Genomic DNA, 19,838 nt, shown 5'->3' on the forward strand with positions numbered 1-19,838 from the left:
AAATGACCATACTAGACAAAATTATTGAAAGAAAAAAAGAAGAAATAGCGGCCGCAAAGTCTGCCATTTCTGTCGGGCAATTAAAAGACACTGATTTTTTTGGAAGAACAACCCACTCTCTGAAAGAATCGATCAAAAATAAAAGCGGAATCATTGCTGAATTTAAAAGACAGTCTCCATCAAAAGGGATTATCAATGATAAGGTTCAGCCGTTAGATGTTGTTTCAGCTTATGAAAAATTCGGGGCCAGCGGAATTTCGGTTTTGACGGATAAAGATTTTTTTGGAGGAAGCTTCAATGATATTCTGAATGTAAGGAACCAGATTAATACTCCTGTTCTCCGCAAAGATTTTATGATCGATGAATATCAGTTTTACGAAGCAAAAAGCATTGGTGCTGATGTTATTTTACTGATCGCATCCTGTCTTTCTCCCAATCAGGTTCTGGAATTAACAGATCTCGCTAAGGAGTTGAATATGGAAGTTCTACTGGAAATTCATACGGAGGAAGAACTGGAACATTACAATTCAAAGATCGATCTGGTTGGAATCAACAACAGGAATTTAAAAGATTTCAAAGTAGACCTGCAGCACTCCGTTCAGCTTAAAAATCAACTTCCCAAAGAAGTATTATCAGTGGCAGAAAGTGGTATTTACAGTCTTGAAGATTTTATATTTTTAAAAGAAAAAGGATTTGACGGTTTTCTGATGGGTGAATATTTTATGAAAAATACCGATCCTGCCAAAGCATTTGAAGCGTTTACCTTACAAATCTGAAAATGAATTTCAAACAGAAAAACAACACAATCATCAATCAGCCCTTACACTTATGAATCATCAACCTACCTCTAAACTCAAAGTCTGTGGTTTGACGAAACTCAGCCAGATTCAGGAATTGATTTCAATGAAAGTTGATTTTCTGGGCTTCATTTTCTATGAAAAATCGCCAAGATACGTTCTGAACCATTTGACATTAGAAGATATTTCAAAGATTGATCATCCTGGAAAAACAGGAGTATTCGTCAATGCGACTATTGAAGAGATTGTGGGAACCGCTGAAAAGGCACAGCTCAATTTCATCCAGCTGCATGGAGATGAAGATTATGATTTCATTGTTGAATTAAGAAATGCCCTGAAACCGGAAATTAAGATCATCAAAGCCATAAGAATAGGAAGTGATAATTCGGAAAACAGAGATAAAATGGAACAGCTTTTCCATCATCCAACGACAACCGATCACCCTCAGCCTATCTCCTACTACCTTTTTGATACAGATAGCAAAGCTTTTGGCGGAACGGGTCATCAGTTTGACTGGAACCTATTGAATACATTTGAAATTCCTATCCCTTATTTTCTGAGTGGCGGTATTTCAGAAGAAAATGTAGAAAATATTAAAGATCTTCAGCAACAGCCTTTTGCTTTAGACATTAATTCAAAATTTGAAACAGAGCCAGGCAATAAAGACCTCAGCAAAATAAAAAAATTTAGGTATAATATTACAGTATAATATCAAAGAGTGCCAACGGGACGATTTACCCCAAAATCGGATATAGTCCGATTATTACCCACACCAAAAAAACACAAAAGGAATGCCCCAATCACTAGTAAAAAATTATCTCCACATCGTATTCAGCACAAAATACAGGAATGATTTCATCGATGAAGGAATAGAACAGGAACTGTACTCTTACATTGCTGTAATATGTAAAGATTTTGAGAGCAAAGCATTGCAGATAGGCGGAACGGATAACCACATTCATATTCTGTGCAGACTTTCCCAGAAGATCCCGTTAATGAAACTGGTTCAGGAAGTAAAAGCCCACTCATCAAAATGGATCAAAACAAAAGGGAAGAAATATGAAAACTTCTTTTGGCAGGATGGGTACGGAGCTTTTTCGGTGAGTGAAAAGGATGTTCAAATGGTAACGAATTATATAAAGAAACAACGTCAGCATCATCAGAAACAGGATTTCAAAAAGGAACTGATCAAAATACTGGAAAAACATAAAATGGAATATGATGAAAAATATTTGTGGGATTGATTATATGTTGAATATGAAATATTACCGCTAAGGATTTTATCCTTTGCTATTTTTTAAGTCGTCCCTTCGGGACTCTTTGCTAACTTTGAATATAAAGCCTGAATCTAATGAAATATCAGATAAAATCAACAGACGGATTAACAGAAAATGAAATAGAGCATATTCTTCAGCTTTGGGATATTTCTTCCTGGAACTCGATGAAAGCTGATTATTTCCGTAATTTTTTCAAAGAATCGGAATTTCATTTTCTCCTGGATAAAGAAGAAAATATACTGGCAGTCATCCGGGTTAATTACGATTTCATTCTTGAAATTTTGGGAGAAAGGTTATCCTTTGCAGAGGCAGTAGGATTGGTAGCAGCCCAAAAGAAAAAAGGATATGGAGCTATATTGGTTAAGCATTTCCGGGAGCATGTTACCCTGAACCATATTGAAACAATAGGATTCTGCCATCAGGAACTTCGTCCGTTTTATGAAAAATGCAATATTGAAATCCTCTGTGATAAAGCTAAGACCATTAAGGAAAGTATAGGTTCAGAATGGGTCAACACAGAAGATGACGACATATTGATTTTTAATGTTTCAGAAAAAAGAAAAGAACTGCTCACTAACCTGAGTGTACAAAATAATGCTTATTTAATTACTAAAGAATAAAAAAATGAATTATAAAAACCCCGATGAAAACGGATATTATGGAGAATTTGGAGGCGCATTCATCCCTGAAATGCTCTATCCGAATGTAGAAGAACTTCAGAAAAACTATCTTAAAATCATAGAATCTGAAGATTTTCAGAATGAATATCAGGATCTGCTTAAGAACTATGTAGGCCGGGCTACTCCACTTTATTTTGCTAAAAATTTAAGTGAAAAATATAATACCCGGATCTATTTAAAAAGAGAAGACCTCAACCATACCGGTGCTCATAAGATCAATAATGCCCTGGGGCAGGTTTTGCTGGCCAAACGTCTTGGAAAAACCCGAATTATTGCTGAAACCGGTGCAGGCCAACATGGTGTTGCTACCGCTACAGCCTGTGCTTTATTAGGCCTTGAATGCATAGTTTACATGGGCGAAATCGACATCCAGAGACAGGCTCCGAATGTAGCAAGAATGAAAATGTTGGGAGCGGAAGTCGTAGCAGCCACTTCAGGTTCAAAAACACTGAAAGATGCAGTGAATGAAGCATTGAGAGACTGGATCAATAATCCTGTTACGACTCACTATGTGATTGGAAGCGTCGTGGGTCCCCACCCTTTTCCAGATCTTGTGGCAAGATTCCAAAGTATCATTTCAAAGGAGATCAAGGAACAGCTGAACGAAAAGATCGGAAGAGAAAATCCGGACTACGTGATTGCCTGTGTAGGTGGCGGAAGTAATGCAGCAGGAACCTTTTACCATTTTGTAGAAGAAAAAGATGTCAAAATTATTGCCGCAGAAGCAGGAGGTTGGGGTGTAGATTCCGGGAAATCTGCTGCGACGACTTTTTTGGGAACGCTTGGGGTTCTTCATGGCAGCAAAAGCCTTGTCATGCAGACTGCAGACGGACAGGTCATTGAGCCTCATTCTATTTCTGCCGGATTAGATTATCCGGGTATCGGGCCTTTTCATGCCCATTTGTTTAAAGAAAACAGAGCCGAATTTTTCAGCATCAATGATGATGAAGCCCTGAAATGTGCTTTTGAGCTGACCAGACTGGAAGGAATTATTCCGGCACTGGAAAGTTCTCACGCCCTTGCCGTTCTGGATAAAAAGAAATTCCATGAAAATGATATTGTAGTCATTTGCCTGAGTGGTCGCGGAGATAAGGATATGGAAACGTATCTGAAAAACTTGTAAACTGTCAGATGTACAAGGTATTCCATACACCATACTTTGTACATCATACTTTGTACTTTGTACTTTTTACACTATACCCTAATACATTAAAAAAATGAAAAAATTAAACATATACTTCACAGCAGGCATTCCTCAATTGGAAGATACAGCTGATATTATACGCCTCATTCAGGATTCCGGAGCCGATATGATCGAAATCGGCATGCCTTATTCTGATCCGGTGGCAGATGGTCCTGTGATTCAGAAAGCTCATGAGCTTGCTTTACAAAATGGCATGACCATCGAAAAGCTTTTTTCCCAGTTAAAAACGATTAAAGAAGAAATAAAGGTTCCCATTATTCTGATGGGATACATTAATCCTGTTTTAAGTTTCGGATTTGAAAAATTTTGTACCGAATGTGCTGAAAGTGGAGTTTCAGGCCTCATTCTTCCGGATCTCCCTCCTATTGAATTTGAGAAAAATTACCAGCAGATCTTAAAGAAACACAACCTCAACTTTACGTTTCTTATCACTCCGGAAACATCGGACGAAAGAATTCAGTATCTTGACTCTTTAAGCTCAGGTTTTCTGTATGCGGTAAGCTCTTCTTCTACCACAGGGAATGACAATACCGTTGTAAAAAATGAGAACTACCTTTCCAGGGTAGCTTCCCTTCCGCTTAAAAATCCGGTAATGATCGGATTCGGGATCAAATCCAAAGAGGACTTTGAAAATGTGACGGAAAAAGCAGACGGAGGAATCATAGGAACAGCTTTTGTGAATATTTTATTGCAGGATAAAGACTGGAAGAAGACTGCCATAGATTTTATCCATTCCATAAAAGGGTAAAATTCACTAAATTTGTATTTCAGAAATGGGATGAAATTCTGATTTCAGATGACCATTACAGAAGATAGAAAGCAGCATATGAATACAAATCAAAATAAAGCAGTAAAATTTGAAGATCTTGGCATAAAAGAATACCAGCCCGCCTGGGATTATCAGGAAAAACTGATGAAAGGTATTATCGACACCAAAATAAAGAACCGTGACCTGCCTGCCGAAGAGCATATTACAACACCCAACCACCTTCTTTTCGTAGAACACCCTCATGTGTATACCTTAGGAAAAAGCGGTCATGAGGAAAATATGCTTGCCGGTATTGATAAGCTGAAAGAACTGGAAGCTACCTATGTAAAAACAAATCGTGGCGGAGATATTACCTACCACGGCTACGGGCAGATTGTAGGATACCCTGTTCTGGATCTCGAGAACTTCTTTACTGATATTCATTTGTATATGAGAAATCTTGAGGAAGTCATCATCAGAACCATTGCCGAATATGGCCTCAAAGGAGAGCGTTCTCCAGGCGAAACCGGTGTATGGCTGGATGTAGGGAAACCTTATGCAAGAAAAATGTGTGCGATGGGGGTGAAAGCTTCCCGATGGGTAACCCTTCATGGCTTTGCATTGAATGTGAATACGGATATGCGCTATTTTGAATACATCATCCCATGCGGAATCAAAGATAAACAGGTAACTTCTTTGAAAAGAGAACTTGAAAGAGAGCTTACGCCTGAAGAAATGGAAGATATAAAAGCAAAGATCAGAAAGCACTTTGCAGATGTATTCCAGGCTGAACTTATCTACAAATAACAATTTAAAAACAGATATTCCCTATGTATTTTTATGGATACATGGGGAGTTTTTTATCTAATAACCCTACTTTTATACATGAGAAAAACATTTTTATTAGTCTATCTGCTAATAATAGCTACTACTTACGCCCAGGAATCAAAAAAAGTCAGTTTTGACGAAAAATTCAAAAAGGAAAATCAGGGAAAAAGCAAAATTGAGATCAATGAAGTAAAAGAGCTTCTTCATATCATGATCGCCATTACAGAAGTTGGTTTGGAGAATGATGATATGGTGCAGCAATCCGGAACGTATTATCAGGATGTGCTGCAACAGTTCAAAGCCTTTAAAAATGAAAAAATTATCGTAAAATTTGATTCATTGATGAAAGCTAATCCTACCAACTATGTACTTCTTACGGGAAATGCAATCAGCTATGATTTTAAAGGAGATCAACTTGTTCCTGATAAGAATTATCTTTTCCCGGCTCAGAGTGTTTCTTCCCATACTACTGTAAAAGTGAATCCTATGATCACTTACCGAACAGAACTTGAAGATTTTGCCAGGAAATCAGGGTTCAGAAGTTTTTACAAAAAACATATTCCTTATTATAATACCCTGATTGCCCAATACAACAAAATGGCCAACCTCAGTGAGCAATGGAAATGGCTTGAAAAAAACTTTGATACCAGAATTAATAATTATATGGTCTTAACCTCTCCTCTTATCAATGGACTTAACTATACCAGTACTTACAGAGATCATGGTTTTACCCAGATCATCATGGTACTCCCTCCTATTGATGAAGTCAAAGAACGTACGGAAGCTGAAAACAGAGTCTTTAATACAAGAGTAATGCTGACAGAGATTGATCATAATTATATAAATGCACCTACAAAGAAATATGAAGCCCAGATCAATGAAGCCCTTAAAGACAGGGAGAAATGGGTAAATATAAAGCAGGAAGGCACAGAATATTACCCTAATCCAGCCCGTGTTTTTGATGAATATATGACCTTTGCGATGCTTCCTCAGTTTATTTCGGACAAACACCCTGAGGACCGTAAAATTATCGATTATGCATATCAGGATGTAAATGCTGCGCTGAAAGCAAGAGGTTTTATCAAGATAAAAGAATTCAATGAGGCCATTGTCTCTTTAAAGAAAAAATATCCAAACAAAAAGATGGAAGAACTCTATCCGGATCTGCTTGAGTGGTGTAAGACTCAATAAGATTTATTTCATCTTCACAATACAACACCAGTTTCATGAGTTGAGACTGGTGTTTTTAGTTAACAGAAACCTACTTCATTATTGATTTTATAACGATATTTTAAATTTTTATTAAAAAATATTTGCATGTAATTGAATTTTTCCTACTTTTATTATCACAAAACTGTGAACTATTATTAATTTAATACGTTCATTAAAAACACCATTAACCCACTAAACTATGAGAATTATGAAAAAATTCCTGTTATCCATGATGGTATTCGTGACAGTTCTGTCATTCAATGCCTGCGCAGATTCCAGCGCCAATCAAGAGAATTTAACTGCTAAAGAATCCAGCGATAAGTCGCTGAAAGATTTCGGAAGAACTGTTCCGGTAGGGATAGAAAAAGAAAATGGAAAATACAGAGTTTCATTTATCGTTACAGCACAGCCTTATGAAATCAAAGACACTAAGGAAAATGAAAACTTCATTTCTATGATCAGCCAGGCTGTAAAAAATGAATCCCCTATTCATGTTTACCTGAAGTCTAATTCTAATGAAATTGCAAAAGTAGAAAGCCCTACAGAGGAAGATATTCGTTTCTTTAAATCTGCTTTGACGAAAGAAATAAGAGCGGATAAAGGAGCTACCAACAAACTGGCCAGCGTAATCCCTGATCTGGCAACTTTAAACAGCTTGTTTACTCAGATCAAAAATCAGTCTTGCGGTACTTCTACGGCATCTTCACCTTGTATCACATTCAGATATCCTGTTGACGGATGCTATGCAAGAGCTCACAAAATGAGACAAATCTTAAACAATGCCGGATATGAGTGTGAAAAGCAATTCGTATATGGTAATTTAAGAGCTTCCACAGGTACATGCTGTGTATCATGGGTCTATCACGTAGCCATTCTGGTAAGCTTCAAAAATGCTTCCGGAGTTGTTGAAAAAAGAATTATAGATCCGTCTCTGGTATCAACCGGTCCTATAACGGATACTGCGTGGAGAGCAGCATGTACTAACACTACTTGCGGATCAGCTTCTGTATCTTCTTTTGCTAATACTCCAGGAAATGTTTATTACAGAAATCCGGCAGGATCTCTATTATATGATAACAACCTGGTTAATACCAATTGTACCCTGACAGCTTTCGCAGCCCTTTCCGGTTGTTCAGCTCCGGTACCTAGTACAGCTCATTGCGGATTCTAATTAACTTTCTATATAGCTCCTGCATTTTTTGATATATTGCAGGAGCTTTTTATTCAATAATCTATCATTATGAAAGCCTGGACTTATTTATTATTAATCTTTACCATGATCGCATCCTGCTCTTCCAACTCTGAATCCCAGAAATTAACCTGGTATAATAATGCCACGATCAACGACATCCATGAAGACCCGGACAGACCGAAAGAATTAGTACGCGTTGCCATTGGAATAAGTGCTCAGGTCTTTTATATTTCAAAAAAATCTTCTGACTATACTGCATTGATCGAAAAGGCCAATCTAAGCTTAAAAAAAGGTAAAACCTACAATATTGGTGTTGAAAGTAAAACCAATATGATCAAGCAGATCAATGAGGTGAAATAGTTTTTTACCCATTATCTTATTACGGAAATCCCGGCATCCACCCTGATCTCTGTACCATGAATGTAAGATGCCTCTTCTGAAGCAAGAAATAGAACAACATTAGCGATTTCCTCCGGATCACCTTGTCTTTTGAAAGGGATGGTAGGAATGATGTTCTCAACGGCCGTTTCAATCTGATCAGGAGCTAATCCCGTATTGTTAAAGATATTGGTTTTGATATGCCCCGGACTCACTCCATTTACCCTGATACCACGATCTGTAAGTTCTACAGCAAATGTTTTAATAAAAGACTGAACAGCTGATTTTGCAGCTGAATACACTGAAAAGTTCTGCATGGCAATTTCGGTTGCAACTGACGTATTAAAAATAACGGAGCTTCCCTCTCCCATTAATGGCAGTATTTGCTGAACTGTAAAAAATGGTCCTTTCACCAGCATATTGAACAATTCATCAAACTGATGTTCATCAACACTTTCTATAGGGGCAAATCTTCCATATCCTGCATTCGCAAAAACCAGATCAATCTGATTTGTATAAAATTTCACCTGCTCCTGCAAACTCATCAGATCTTCCCTATTCCCGGCATCCGAAACAATTCCTGAAGCATTCTCTCCCAATTTCTCTAAAGCCAGGTTTAAAGTTTCCTTGCTTCTTCCCGTAATAATGACTTTCCCACCTTCTTCTATCCATTTCTGTGCGGTGGCAAATCCCATTCCGTTGGTTCCTCCAGTAATTAACGCTGTTTTGTTGCTAAATCTCTGCATTGTATTTTGATTTAAAATTCTACTACAAAGATTGGAATTGAGAAGGGGAAAAAAAATCCGAATCGTGTGGAAGTGAAGGGGGCGAAAAGGTAAAAGGGTAAAAGGGTAAAAAGGCGAAAGAGCGAAAGGGCGAAGAAAGCTGAGGAAGCGAAGAAGGCAAAGTAAGTAAGCAAGAGGAATATAAAGAAAGTGAAGAAACAAAGAGGTAAAGAAAAACTTGGAAGGATAAAAAGAAATATAGTATTGGGCATTTTTGCTTTTCTACCCTTTCGCTTTTCTGCCCTTTTGCTTTTTCGCCTTTTTACCCTTTTACCCCTTTTACCCCTTTGCCTCCTCTGCTCTCTTAGCCTTCTTTGCTTTCCCTTAGCTTCCATCAATAATCGTCATCAATAAAATCTTTCAAAATTAAATTGCGCACAATTGAATTGCTCGTATATTTGCCTTGTTATTTTACTTCGAAAATGAAAACAGAAAGTTATATAACACCAAGTAGTTTAAAATTTAAAACAAAAAGAAAATGTCATTAATAGAAAATCTTAACTGGAGACATGCGGTAAAAGCATATGATCCAACAAAAAAAGTTTCAACTGAAGATCTCAACACAATTCTGGAAGCAGCAAGACTGGCTCCTACTTCATCAGGACTGCAGCCTTTCCGTATTATCGTAGTAGAAAACCAGGAGCTGAAGGAAAAAATGGTAGCAGGTGCTTTAAATCCTGAAGTCATGAGAGATTCTTCTCACGTTCTTGTTTTTGCAGCTTGGGATAGCTATTCTAATGAAAAAATAGATAAGGTTTACGACCATCATACTGATGTAAGAGACCTTCCAAGAGGCCGATTCAGCAGCTATACCGATAAAATCAAAGAAATGTATGGTGCTCAGACTCCTGCAGAGCATTTTGCACACACTGCCCGTCAGACTTATATTGCTTTAGGGATTGCTCTTGCACAGGCAGCGGAACTTAAAATCGACAGTACTCCGGCAGAAGGTTTCAGCAATGATGTTGTAGACGAAGTACTGGGATTGAAAGAATTAGGCTTAAAAAGTGTAAGTCTTCTGTATCTCGGATACCGTGATGAGGCCAACGACTGGCTGTCTTCTATGAAGAAAGTCAGAGTCCCAATGGATGAGTTTATCATAAAAAAGTAATACCTTCATCGGATCTTTCGTCCCAGAACTTATGGAAAATTCAAAGACCCCCAAATTAGAAAACCAGATCTGCTTCCCGTTATATGTGATTGCCAAAGAGATCACAGGACTTTACCGTCCTTTTCTTGATGAGCTGGACATCACCTATCCTCAATACCTTGTGATGATGGTATTATGGGATGGAGACGGACTTACCGTAAGCCATATCGGAGAAAAGCTGTTTTTGGACAGCGGAACATTAACGCCACTCCTTAAAAGACTTGAAGCTAAAGGTTTCATCATAAGAAAACGAAAAAAAGAAGACGAAAGAGTTGTTGAAGTATTTTTAGCAGAAGCCGGAAAACAATTACAGAAAAAGGCCTGCGAAATTCCGGGGAAGATTCAGGAAAAACTTGATATACAGCCGGAAGAACTGCTGCATCTGAAAGATACGGTACTCAAAATATTAAACAAAATAGAAAAATAAATGAAAACATTATATACCACAAAGGTTACCGCAACAGGTGGAAGAAACGGCCAAGTAAAAAGTGAAAACGGAGTCCTGGATCTTGATGTAAAAATGCCGAAAGCTTTAGGCGGAGCTAATGATGATTTTGCCAACCCTGAAATGCTTTTTGCAGCAGGATATTCAGCTTGTTTTGACAGTGCTTTGAACAGAGTAATCAGTTTAGCCAAAGTAAAAACAGGGGAAACAACGGTTACGGCTCAGGTAAGTATAGGCCAACTTGAAAACGGAGGGTTTGGACTCGCTGCAGAACTGGACGTTAATATTCCTGGTGTTTCACTTGAGGAAGCTCAGACTTTAACGGAAAAGGCACACCAGATCTGTCCTTATTCTAATGCTACCAGAAACAATATGGAGGTAAAACTTTCGGTAACCAACAACGATTAATCCAATTTTTTTAAGCATAGTTATAACGAAAGGAGCTGTTTTTATTAGAAAACAGCTCCTTTTATTTTTGAACCGATTGATCAATAAAGAGAGCTGAATTGTATATATTTGTACTTACAGATTTCTTATCAAAAACTATGGTCTTCAACCCTATCAATATTTATATAAGAAATCGATAGTCTATTCACCATAGCTTATCTGCTTAATCGTTTAACAAAGGAAGATACCCAAATAATTAAATGATGAAAACACTACCAACCATACTGGTTTCTTTAGGACTTGTTTTCGCTTCCTGCAACCAATCTTGTGCGCAAAAAAACCAGGAAAGCAAGCCTTTACAACAGATTAATGCCCCTAAAACGGCAAGCCATATTACCCATCTTATCGATGCTAAAACCTGGAATTTGCTATTCCCCAACAGAAATAATGTTCAGGGCAGAGAAAACAACCACCAGGACTTTTATTCTTATCAGGCATTTGTACAGGCAGCAGCCCACTTTCCCCTTTTCCTGAATGAAGGAACACAGGAAGATCAGAAGAGAGAGCTCGCTGCATTTCTAGCCAATATCGCTCAGGAAACGAGTGGCGGCTGGTACGATGCGCCGGGAGGTTATTATAAATGGGGTCTCTATTTTATTGAAGAAAACAATAAGGGAAATGGGAATGATTATTCTGATGCTTCTAAGGTTAACTACCCTCCGGTAGCAGGGCAAGCTTATTACGGTCGTGGTCCTAAACAGCTCAGCTGGAATTACAACTATGGACAGTTCAGTGAAGCCTGGTTTGGTGATAAAAATATCCTTTTAAAAAACCCCGGATTGCTAGCCGGGAACAATGTTTTATCTTTTGCCTCTGCTATCTGGTTCTGGATGACCCCGCAATTTCCCAAACCCTCTTGTCATGAGGTGATGATCGGAAAATGGCAGCCTACAGAAAAGGATAAAGAAAGTGGAAGAACTCCTGGTTTTGGTGCTACTGTAAATATTATCAATGGTGGTATTGAATGCGGACAGTCTACCACACAGCCCAAAACAGAATACCGCTATGGATATTACCGCTACTTTTGCAGATATTTTGGAGTGAACCCCGGAGAAAACATCACTTGCAGCACTCAAAAACCATTTGGCAATTAAATAAAAGAATTTTCTATTTTAATCAGGATGGAAGCAGAGAGTCTGAAGATGGAAGTTATTTAGGTTATAATAAATAATTTTTTTCCATCTTTTTAAAGTGGTGTCATCAAATTGATGGCAACCTCTATAAATAATGAGACTGCCAGTAACTTCCAGCCTCACTCTTCCAGCTTCCAATAAAATTCTTTCACCCAAAATCAGGTTATAGTATAATCTGAAATCTATCTCCTGTTCAGATCACTTTTCTGATATGCATCTACTTTTTTATAGGAATCGTTTTTTTCTTTTTCTTTTTTATCGGAAATCAGGATTCCAAAGAGGTGGTCGATCTCGTGCTGGAAAATAACAGCCGTAAATCCTTCTACTATTTCCGAGTATCGTTGTCCTTTCAAGTCTACATATTCCAGTTGAATTACTTTACTTCTGTAGAACTGATCTCTGAAATCAGGAATAGACAGGTCGCCTTCCGGGCCAAGATTCTGCAGATCAGAGCGCCAAACAATCACCGGGTTAATGAAATATTCTAATGGAGCGCCTTCTTTATCAAAACGCTGTACCCAGATGATCTTCCTGTTGATTCCTACCTGTGGAGCAGCGATTCCCACTCCCCCATCTGTTGACAGAAGAGATTCTTTCATTCTCTTAACTAAAACTGCAGTATTCGGGTCAAGCGGATCTGCTTCTGCAGAAAGGCTTAGTAATGTTTTATGCTGATTGGCATCCGTCGTCTGATAAATCGGTAATGCTGTATTTTTATCTCCTTGGTTGATGATGGAAATCTCGTTTGAAGTCAGTTTTTGAGCTTGGATCAATCCTATGAAAAGGATCAGCAGCAAGGATATTTTTTTCATATTTTCTGAATGTGGTACAAAGGTAAATAATGTGATGTAAAAATGTTGAAGGCAGAGTTCAATTCTCTGGCAGAGATTTTTTATTTTGTTTTTTATGTTTTGGCTAAAGTCATTGGAGGTTTTATTTATAAAAAAACGGGCTGAAGCCCGTTCCTATTGAATTATCATATGATTCATTATCAAAAATATCATCCATTGATCTGCAACTTTTCTGGAGCCCCATTTAATCTGCAGGTTACAAATTCAATATTACAGGACTTTATCATTAAAAGGTTTTCGTCATATCCTCAGGAATGATCAGGTTGAATTCTGTTGGGATATAATCTTTGGCGGGAACTTTCAATTCCGAATCTTCTGACTCGAAGACGGAAATCACCGCCATTTTCAGGGTAGGGTTCTTTTGTTTGATATACCAGTAGGTTCCGCCGAATTCTTTACTATGATAGTTACCATTGTAATGGATAAAGGTTTTTCCGGCCTGGATATTCTTCAGAATAGATTCTGCCATTGTAGCATCCTTTGTAGCCTGTGCTGAAATAAAATTCATCACTTTTGTACCTTCTGCATGGTCGCCCATCATTTTTTTCATTTCCGGGTAACCGGGAGTATCCAATGTTACTTTGATAGGAAGCTGGGCAATGTAGGATTTTTCTTTATCGCTTAATTTATTTAAAGATTCAAGACCTTCCTTAGCGGTCTGTGAAGCGTATCTTCTGGGGATATTGGTGGCAATGAAGTTCAGTTTTTTAGTCTTGGCAAAGTCTACCAACGGTTTATAATCTGTTGCGTAATTATTCCATAGGCGGGCAGAGTCTTTGAATGTTTTGGCATCCAGTGTACCGTTCAGATATTGATTCAGCTGAGACTGGTTGTCTCTTTCAAACATTTCTGCTCCCAGAATAAGCTGTCCGTTCTTCTTTTCATACAAAGCTTCGGTAATCTTCAGCTGAAGCCAGTGATTGATGGAACTGTTATGGTTTTCACCAAAGAAAACAACGTCATACTCAGCCAGTTCCTTAACCAGTTTGTCGGTCTTTATTTCTTTTCCTTTTTTATCATAAAACTGATATGCTTTAAAGTTCTGTGCCTTTAATGTACAGAAACCTGCCAGCAGTATCGCTATGAGAATATTTTTCATTTCAATTATTTAAACACAAATTACACAAATATTTTGGCACAAATGTCATGGTGACACTCAATTCGTTTTTTTTCGTTTTTTCATAAAAAAGACCGCTTTGAATTTTACTACAAAACGGCCTCATTCAAATCATCTAATTATTATTGCTCTAATGCTGCTACAAGATCCTTCCACTCCTGAAGTTCAGGAATTCCAGGTTTTCTTTTTCCAAAGAACTGAACAATGAAGTCTCCTTCTTTGTTGAATACTTCGATAGCGGTAACTTCTCCATCTTCGGTTGGTTTTTTAACGATCCATGCTTCTGCAATTTTCGTAACATCCAGGTGCAGGTTGAAGTCAGGGTCCATCACATTGAACCACTGCTGGTGCCAAAGTGTTTTCTTTACGTTTCCTGTATGAATCTGGATAATCCCTCTGTTGCCTACGAACACCATGATCGGTGTATTTTTTTCTGAAGCATCTTCCAGGATATTGACCACTTTAGCATTGTCTATTTTCTTGGTGAATCCTTCCGGCGCCAATCTTAATGCCTGTGTTCTGCTTACCCCGAATTTTCTTGTCATCATGAAGAAATCATGGGTATCTTTTAATTCTGTCCATGCTTTTTTGAATCCTTCCACATCAATTTCAGCGTCAGCTTTTTCAGCCTGCTTTGGTGCTACTGCCTCAAACGTGAATGCCTGATTCTGATCTTCAGTCTTGAATTTTTCTACAATAGCATCAAAAGCTTCTTCATTACTGTTTTTCGTCAGATAGATCTTGTGTAAGGCTAAACCGTCTTTTCCAAAGAACTGGAAACTTTTCTTATCTCCTTCCACTACTGCAAAAGCAAATTTCCAATGGTTCAGGAAAATTCTAAGGTCAATATCTTCACCTACGAAAAGCTGTGCGTGAGGGCTGCTGAAATCTCCATTCTGGTAAGTTCCTTTTCTCTCATGAACACATTCATCATTACGGGTAAGCGCCATTACTTTTCCCAATTGCTCAGCTTCTGTAAGGATACCCGGAAAATCAGGATTTAAAACAGTTACTCCTTCTCCAATGCTTGTTACTAATAGTTCTGCTTCACTTACTTCTAACTGTGCTGCAGCATTTCTTATTCTTATATGTGGATTTTCTGCTTTCAGAGCTTCCCATTTTTCCTTTAAGTCATTTACTAATGTGCTCATTACTTTACTTTTTTATGGTTAAAATTGTATATATTCTTTGTATGGTTTCGTTTCCGGTTTTACTTTTTATCTCTTCTTCTTTTTCAGAAATTTTCATTCTTTTAAAATGGCTTTCAGAAATCAGCTGTTCCATTTCTGCATTGCTGTACAGTGTAAAATCATAGGCTGTAAATGGTAATTTTTCCATAGATGCCCTTTGCCCGAAAGTAAGAACGAAAGTTCCTTCATCTTTCAGAACTCTGTAGATCTCATTCAGAAACTCAACCGGATTTTCCCAGAAATACACGGTATTCACGGTGAATATCTTATCAAAAGTTCCATCCTGAAAAGGAAGCTTCTTTCCTTCGTATAGTATAAACTCTGCCTGACTGTCGAATTCTTTGTTCAGTCGTTTGGCTTCCTGATGCATGGTTTCTGAAATATCGATTCCCGTATAGTGTAAGTTTTGCGCTAGACTTAAAATATTTTTCAGGTGACCGGCATTTCCGTGTCCTATTTCAAGGATATGCTCATCATCTTCGATCAGAAGGGTTCTGATGCTTTCTAATGTCATGCTGATATTAGTGGCATTCATCATTTCGCCGATCTCAATGCCTTTTTCTCCCTGAGGGTTGGCAAGATTCTGTGCCAGGATTTTTAGTTCTTCTTTTTCCATGGTTATCCAAAAATGATCATTGGGTTATTGGTAATAGGATGCCCACAGATGGTACACGGGAAATTGTAGGCACTGCTGATGGTCTCTGCAGTGAAAACTTCCGCCGGTGTTCCAAAGGCGGCAACTTTTCCTGATTTCATTAGTAAGATCTTGTCTGCAAACTGGGCTGCAAGGTTCAGATCATGCAAAACAACAATCGCACTATTGGCTTTTTTGGTGAAATTCTTGATAATTTCCAGTGCTCTGTACTGATGTTTTATATCTAAATTATTCAAAGGTTCATCCAGAAAAACCAGCTTATGCGCCACTTCATTATCAAGCTGGGCCATTACTCTTGAAAGGTGTACCCGTTGCTTTTCTCCTCCTGACAATGTGTTGTAATCCCGGTCTTTCAGATGAAAAATATCGGTTTCATACATCATATTGTTCATCGCTTCAAGATCTTCTCTACCGGGCTGAGCATCAAAGTAAGGGTATCTGCCCATCATGACCACATCCTTTACTTCAAGAGGAATATCATTGCTGTTGTGCTGTGAAAATTTTGCTTTGTGCTTTGAAAGTTCTTTTACATTCCAATCTTTAATCGGCTTGTCTTTAAAGAGAATATCCTGCTTTCCGGACCTTACTTCGTCTGCTAAAACGCTCATAAGACTCGATTTTCCGGCTCCGTTTGGTCCTACAATGGCTAAAAACTCACCATATCCTAAAGAGACATCCACCCCATCCAGAATACGGAATTCTTTATGTTTATAATTAATCTGATGTGCCTTGATCATTACAGTGATTTTTTAAATTTAACCAAAATAGCGATAAAAATAGGTCCTCCCATCAGAGCGGTCAGAATCCCGATCGGCAGTTCCGAAGGTTCCACAATGCTTCTGCTGAAAGTATCGGCGGTCAGTAAGAGAATACTCCCACATACTGCTGATAAAGGCAGGATAAAGGCATAATTGGATTTGAATAAAAGTCTTAAAATATAGGGTACAATAAGCCCTACAAAACCAATTGTTCCTGAAAATGCTACGCAGCTTCCTACCATCAGCGCCACGATAATAATGATCTGCTTCTTCAGCTTTTCTACGTTGATTCCCAAATGCTGTGCATCTTTCTCTCCCAACATCATGGCATTCAGCGCTTTTCCTTTAGGAAGTAAAATAATATAAGCAATGCCCAGTACAACGGCCAGAATCGTATTCTTCGTCCATGTCGCAGCGGCTAAACTTCCCAAATTCCAGAATGTCAGATCTCTAAGTTGCTCGTCTTTCGATATATAGATCAGAAAACCTGTAATGGAGAAGCCGATTGCCGTGATGGCAACTCCTGTCAGCAGCATCATGACCACATTGGTCTTCCCGCCGCTTGTTGAAATTTTATACACCAGCATCATTGATAAAAAAGAGCCTATAAAAGCTGCGATTCCCACCAGCGAAAACTGTACAACTTCAGGAAGATACTCTTTGAAATGTCCTCCTAAAACAATCGCAATTGCCGCAAGTAATGTTGCTCCCGATGTAAGTCCTATCAGATCTCCTGTTGCCAGAGGATTTTTGAAAAGCCCCTGCAGACTGGTTCCTGAAACCGACAGCATACTTCCTATTAAAATCGCCATAATAATTCTGGCTGCTCTTACATCCCAGACTACATATTTATCACTCAGTGATAAGTCCGGATCTCCCTGTATTACTTTTCCTAAAACTTCAAATGCAGATTTACCACCAAAATCGTAAACGCCTGTATTAATAGACCATACTGCTATAATAGCAAGCAGTATGGTACTTGTTGTCATGTAAAAGTATAATTTACTTTGTGCTTTCAACTAATAATTTATTTAATCCTACTGCTGCCTCACCCAGTCTCGGTCCGAAACCTGACACTAAACCTCCATCCATTGCGATGATCTTTTTATTCTTCCCTGCGTTGGTCTGGGAAACTCCCGGCATTTTAAGCGCGCCTTCGTTTCCTCCTGCACCCTGCAATCCTGTTTCAAAGAAAAACAATACATCAGGATTGGCTTTTACTACTGCCTCAGGCGTCAAAGGTTTGAAATCTTCAAAATCACTGACTGCATTTTCTCCTCCTGCAAGGCTGATCAATGAAGCCATCGGTGTATTTTTACCTGCCACCATCAGCATATTTCCTCTGGCATAGATGAATAATACTTTCGGTTTTTTAGCCATAGGCTGTACCTGCTTCAGATCTGCATCAATTTTGTCATTTAATTTCTGGTAATCTGTATTTCCAACAGCTTTTGCTACTTCTTCAATAAGTTTTTTGGTTCCATCAACAGTATATTCCTGTTTGAAAACCTCTGTTTGAATTCCTGAAGCTTTGATCTTACCCATCAATTCCGGGTTTATATCTTTATCTGAAGCTAAAATTAAAGTAGGACTTACAGCCATGATCGGCTCAATCGTCATCGATCTTACGTGTCCTAAATCTTTTGCCGTAGTCTTTAATGAGGCTGGATATGTACTGGTGACATCGGTTCCTACGATTTCTTTTTCGTGGCCCAAAGCACTTACGATCTCTGTGATACCACCATTTAATGTTACTATTTTATTATTGGTCTTTGGCGCTTCAGAAGCTGCTTCAGTTGTTGTTTCTTTAGATGTACCTTCTGCTTTTTTGCATGAGTATACTGCTACCAGAAGAGAGGCTGCAAGAATGATTTGTTTCATGATATACTATTATTTGATTATTTATAAAGGTTTGTATTCAAATTGAGGTCTTCCACGTTCACCTGCTGTACTTGTTATTCTTGTAAATCTTAGTTTAAAGTAATATCCGTCAGCATCTTTAATGATATAGAAACGGTCACCATAGACTTCAAGACCGTTGGCTCCAACAGGGTTTCTCCAGTTTCCACCAATGACTCTCTGATCATTTGTAATGAATTTGGAAGGATCTACATCTGAAGTTTTGAAATTTTTATAAGCTTCAACCCCTGATCCGGATGTTACTTTCACTTCATAAGCTCCTACACCGCCCAGATTATTCGTGGTCACAAAATCAGCATAAATATAGCTTCCTGCTCCGGCAATGATATTGGTAAATACAGTGAAACATATATCCCATTTCTTTTTTTCAGGCTGAATTTTTACTTCACTGTTTTTCTCTAAACTGACAAAATTATAATTGTATGAAGTATTTTTGCCAACGATCAGCTCTTTATGACTGGTAGCATTAAGCTCAGCATACTTTATTTTATAATTGGTTCCCGATCTCTCGATCTGTACCTTCATCCAGCCTCTGTCATCTCCACCTGTAGCAACAGATCCTGTAGAAACGGGTCCTTCAAAGATCTTTTTACCCATATTCACGAGATACACGGCATTTTCAGATGCAATCGGTTTTATTTCTTCAATGGCAGTATATCCTGCCGGAAAATTCCCTTTCACATCATCTATATACACTTCATTCGACGGATCAAAATTGGATACTTTTATTTTTTCTTTTAATGCAGTGACATTGGCTTCTTTTACCAAATCTATATTGGTTGCATTTGGAATTTTACCGGCCGCTATCATAATAGACGAGTTCAGAATCACTTTAAATTCTTCTCCTGTATAGAAGGCAAAATCCCAATCTGTTCTTTTGGTAATCACTTCTGAATTGGTTCCCAGATCAAACCAGACCTGATTGGGTTCCGTAGCCCCACCTACACTTGGATTAACAACAGCGCCATCGGAAGGGGCTACCATAATAGCGTCTTCATTATCATTAATGCATGACTGAGAAATAAAAGAAGCGCCTATTAAAAGGGAAAACAGTATTTTTTTCATTTTTAA

The 19,838-nt window shown here is 38.2% G+C and carries 23 protein-coding genes; 14 read left to right on the top strand and 9 right to left on the bottom strand.

All coding sequences use genetic code 11. From position 1 onward, the window contains the following. Window positions 1–2: 2 nt before the first annotated feature. From trpC to AC106K_RS01715, 10 genes are all read left to right on the top strand, one after another. Entirely contained in the window at window positions 3–776 is a 774-nt protein-coding gene (trpC, locus tag AC106K_RS01670; protein WP_482443105.1) for an indole-3-glycerol phosphate synthase TrpC, read from the top strand. Between the two features lie 52 nt (window positions 777–828). After that, the gene (locus AC106K_RS01675) at window positions 829–1,506 is read left to right on the top strand and encodes a phosphoribosylanthranilate isomerase (protein ID WP_482443107.1); all 678 of its coding nucleotides are present in this window, start codon (window positions 829–831) and stop codon (window positions 1,504–1,506) included. Window positions 1,507–1,588: 82 nt separating this feature from the next. Beyond that, entirely contained in the window at window positions 1,589–2,041 is a 453-nt protein-coding gene (tnpA, locus tag AC106K_RS01680) for an IS200/IS605 family transposase (protein ID WP_185287223.1), read from the top strand. A 107-nt stretch (window positions 2,042–2,148) separates the two neighbouring features. After that, window positions 2,149–2,694, top strand: coding sequence for a hypothetical protein (locus AC106K_RS01685; RefSeq protein ID WP_482443108.1), 546 nt, complete (start codon window positions 2,149–2,151; stop codon window positions 2,692–2,694). A 4-nt stretch (window positions 2,695–2,698) separates the two neighbouring features. After that, window positions 2,699–3,877, top strand: coding sequence for a tryptophan synthase subunit beta (trpB, locus tag AC106K_RS01690; RefSeq protein WP_482443109.1), 1,179 nt, complete (start codon window positions 2,699–2,701; stop codon window positions 3,875–3,877). 94 nt (window positions 3,878–3,971) lie between these two features. Further along, entirely contained in the window at window positions 3,972–4,706 is a 735-nt protein-coding gene (gene trpA / locus AC106K_RS01695; RefSeq protein WP_482443111.1) for a tryptophan synthase subunit alpha, read from the top strand. Between the two features lie 78 nt (window positions 4,707–4,784). Then, on the top strand, window positions 4,785–5,513 hold the full coding sequence (lipB, locus tag AC106K_RS01700) for a lipoyl(octanoyl) transferase LipB (protein ID WP_482443113.1): 729 nt from the start codon (window positions 4,785–4,787) through the stop codon (window positions 5,511–5,513). Between the two features lie 78 nt (window positions 5,514–5,591). Next, entirely contained in the window at window positions 5,592–6,725 is a 1,134-nt protein-coding gene (locus tag AC106K_RS01705) for a hypothetical protein (RefSeq protein WP_482443114.1), read from the top strand. Window positions 6,726–6,954: 229 nt separating this feature from the next. Then, on the top strand, window positions 6,955–7,917 hold the full coding sequence (locus AC106K_RS01710; RefSeq protein WP_482443116.1) for a protein-glutamine glutaminase: 963 nt from the start codon (window positions 6,955–6,957) through the stop codon (window positions 7,915–7,917). A gap of 69 nt (window positions 7,918–7,986) precedes the next feature. Continuing rightward, window positions 7,987–8,298, top strand: a complete 312-nt coding sequence (locus AC106K_RS01715; RefSeq protein WP_482443117.1) for a hypothetical protein — start codon at window positions 7,987–7,989, stop codon at window positions 8,296–8,298. Window positions 8,299–8,309: 11 nt separating this feature from the next. On the opposite strand, the gene AC106K_RS01720 is transcribed toward AC106K_RS01715, so the two are convergent. Beyond that, window positions 8,310–9,062 carry an SDR family oxidoreductase gene (locus tag AC106K_RS01720; protein ID WP_482443119.1) on the bottom strand — a complete coding sequence of 251 codons (753 nt, stop codon included), beginning with the start codon at window positions 9,060–9,062 and terminating at the stop codon, window positions 8,310–8,312. Between the two features lie 517 nt (window positions 9,063–9,579). Here AC106K_RS01720 and AC106K_RS01725 point away from each other — a divergent pair. From AC106K_RS01725 to AC106K_RS01740, 4 genes are all read left to right on the top strand, one after another. Then, the gene (locus tag AC106K_RS01725; RefSeq protein ID WP_482443121.1) at window positions 9,580–10,212 is read left to right on the top strand and encodes an NAD(P)H-dependent oxidoreductase; all 633 of its coding nucleotides are present in this window, start codon (window positions 9,580–9,582) and stop codon (window positions 10,210–10,212) included. Window positions 10,213–10,243: 31 nt separating this feature from the next. Beyond that, entirely contained in the window at window positions 10,244–10,678 is a 435-nt protein-coding gene (locus AC106K_RS01730) for a MarR family winged helix-turn-helix transcriptional regulator (RefSeq protein WP_482443122.1), read from the top strand. After that, entirely contained in the window at window positions 10,679–11,104 is a 426-nt protein-coding gene (locus tag AC106K_RS01735) for an organic hydroperoxide resistance protein (RefSeq protein ID WP_482443124.1), read from the top strand. A gap of 239 nt (window positions 11,105–11,343) precedes the next feature. Beyond that, window positions 11,344–12,237 (top strand): chitinase, encoded by an 894-nt coding sequence (locus AC106K_RS01740; RefSeq protein ID WP_482443125.1) that lies wholly within the window; start codon window positions 11,344–11,346, stop codon window positions 12,235–12,237. 221 nt (window positions 12,238–12,458) lie between these two features. On the opposite strand, the gene AC106K_RS01745 is transcribed toward AC106K_RS01740, so the two are convergent. The 8 genes from AC106K_RS01745 to AC106K_RS01780 all read right to left on the bottom strand — a co-directional run bounded on the left by AC106K_RS01745 (window position 12,459) and on the right by AC106K_RS01780 (window position 19,832). Further along, the gene (locus AC106K_RS01745) at window positions 12,459–13,088 is read right to left on the bottom strand and encodes a peptide deformylase (protein WP_482443126.1); all 630 of its coding nucleotides are present in this window, start codon (window positions 13,086–13,088) and stop codon (window positions 12,459–12,461) included. A gap of 265 nt (window positions 13,089–13,353) precedes the next feature. Beyond that, a complete protein-coding gene (locus tag AC106K_RS01750) occupies window positions 13,354–14,226 on the bottom strand; it encodes a ChaN family lipoprotein (RefSeq protein ID WP_482443128.1) in 873 nt (290 codons plus the stop codon). 140 nt (window positions 14,227–14,366) lie between these two features. After that, the gene (locus tag AC106K_RS01755) at window positions 14,367–15,395 is read right to left on the bottom strand and encodes a hemin-degrading factor (RefSeq protein WP_482443129.1); all 1,029 of its coding nucleotides are present in this window, start codon (window positions 15,393–15,395) and stop codon (window positions 14,367–14,369) included. Between the two features lie 4 nt (window positions 15,396–15,399). Beyond that, window positions 15,400–16,050: a class I SAM-dependent methyltransferase gene (locus AC106K_RS01760; RefSeq protein WP_482443130.1), complete on the bottom strand. Its 651-nt coding sequence runs from the start codon at window positions 16,048–16,050 to the stop codon at window positions 15,400–15,402. Window positions 16,051–16,052: 2 nt separating this feature from the next. Next, window positions 16,053–16,826 carry a heme ABC transporter ATP-binding protein gene (locus AC106K_RS01765; protein ID WP_482443131.1) on the bottom strand — a complete coding sequence of 258 codons (774 nt, stop codon included), beginning with the start codon at window positions 16,824–16,826 and terminating at the stop codon, window positions 16,053–16,055. After that, window positions 16,826–17,866, bottom strand: a complete 1,041-nt coding sequence (locus AC106K_RS01770) for a FecCD family ABC transporter permease (protein ID WP_482443132.1) — start codon at window positions 17,864–17,866, stop codon at window positions 16,826–16,828. The genes AC106K_RS01765 and AC106K_RS01770 overlap by 1 nt, the downstream gene beginning before the upstream one ends. Next, window positions 17,850–18,728, bottom strand: a complete 879-nt coding sequence (locus AC106K_RS01775) for a heme/hemin ABC transporter substrate-binding protein (protein ID WP_482443133.1) — start codon at window positions 18,726–18,728, stop codon at window positions 17,850–17,852. Before AC106K_RS01775 ends, AC106K_RS01770 begins: the two co-directional genes overlap by 17 nt. Before the next feature lie 21 nt (window positions 18,729–18,749). Beyond that, window positions 18,750–19,832: an HmuY family protein gene (locus AC106K_RS01780; protein WP_482443134.1), complete on the bottom strand. Its 1,083-nt coding sequence runs from the start codon at window positions 19,830–19,832 to the stop codon at window positions 18,750–18,752. Window positions 19,833–19,838 lie beyond the last annotated feature (6 nt).

It is taken from the genome of Chryseobacterium sp. FR048, from assembly GCF_056844665.1.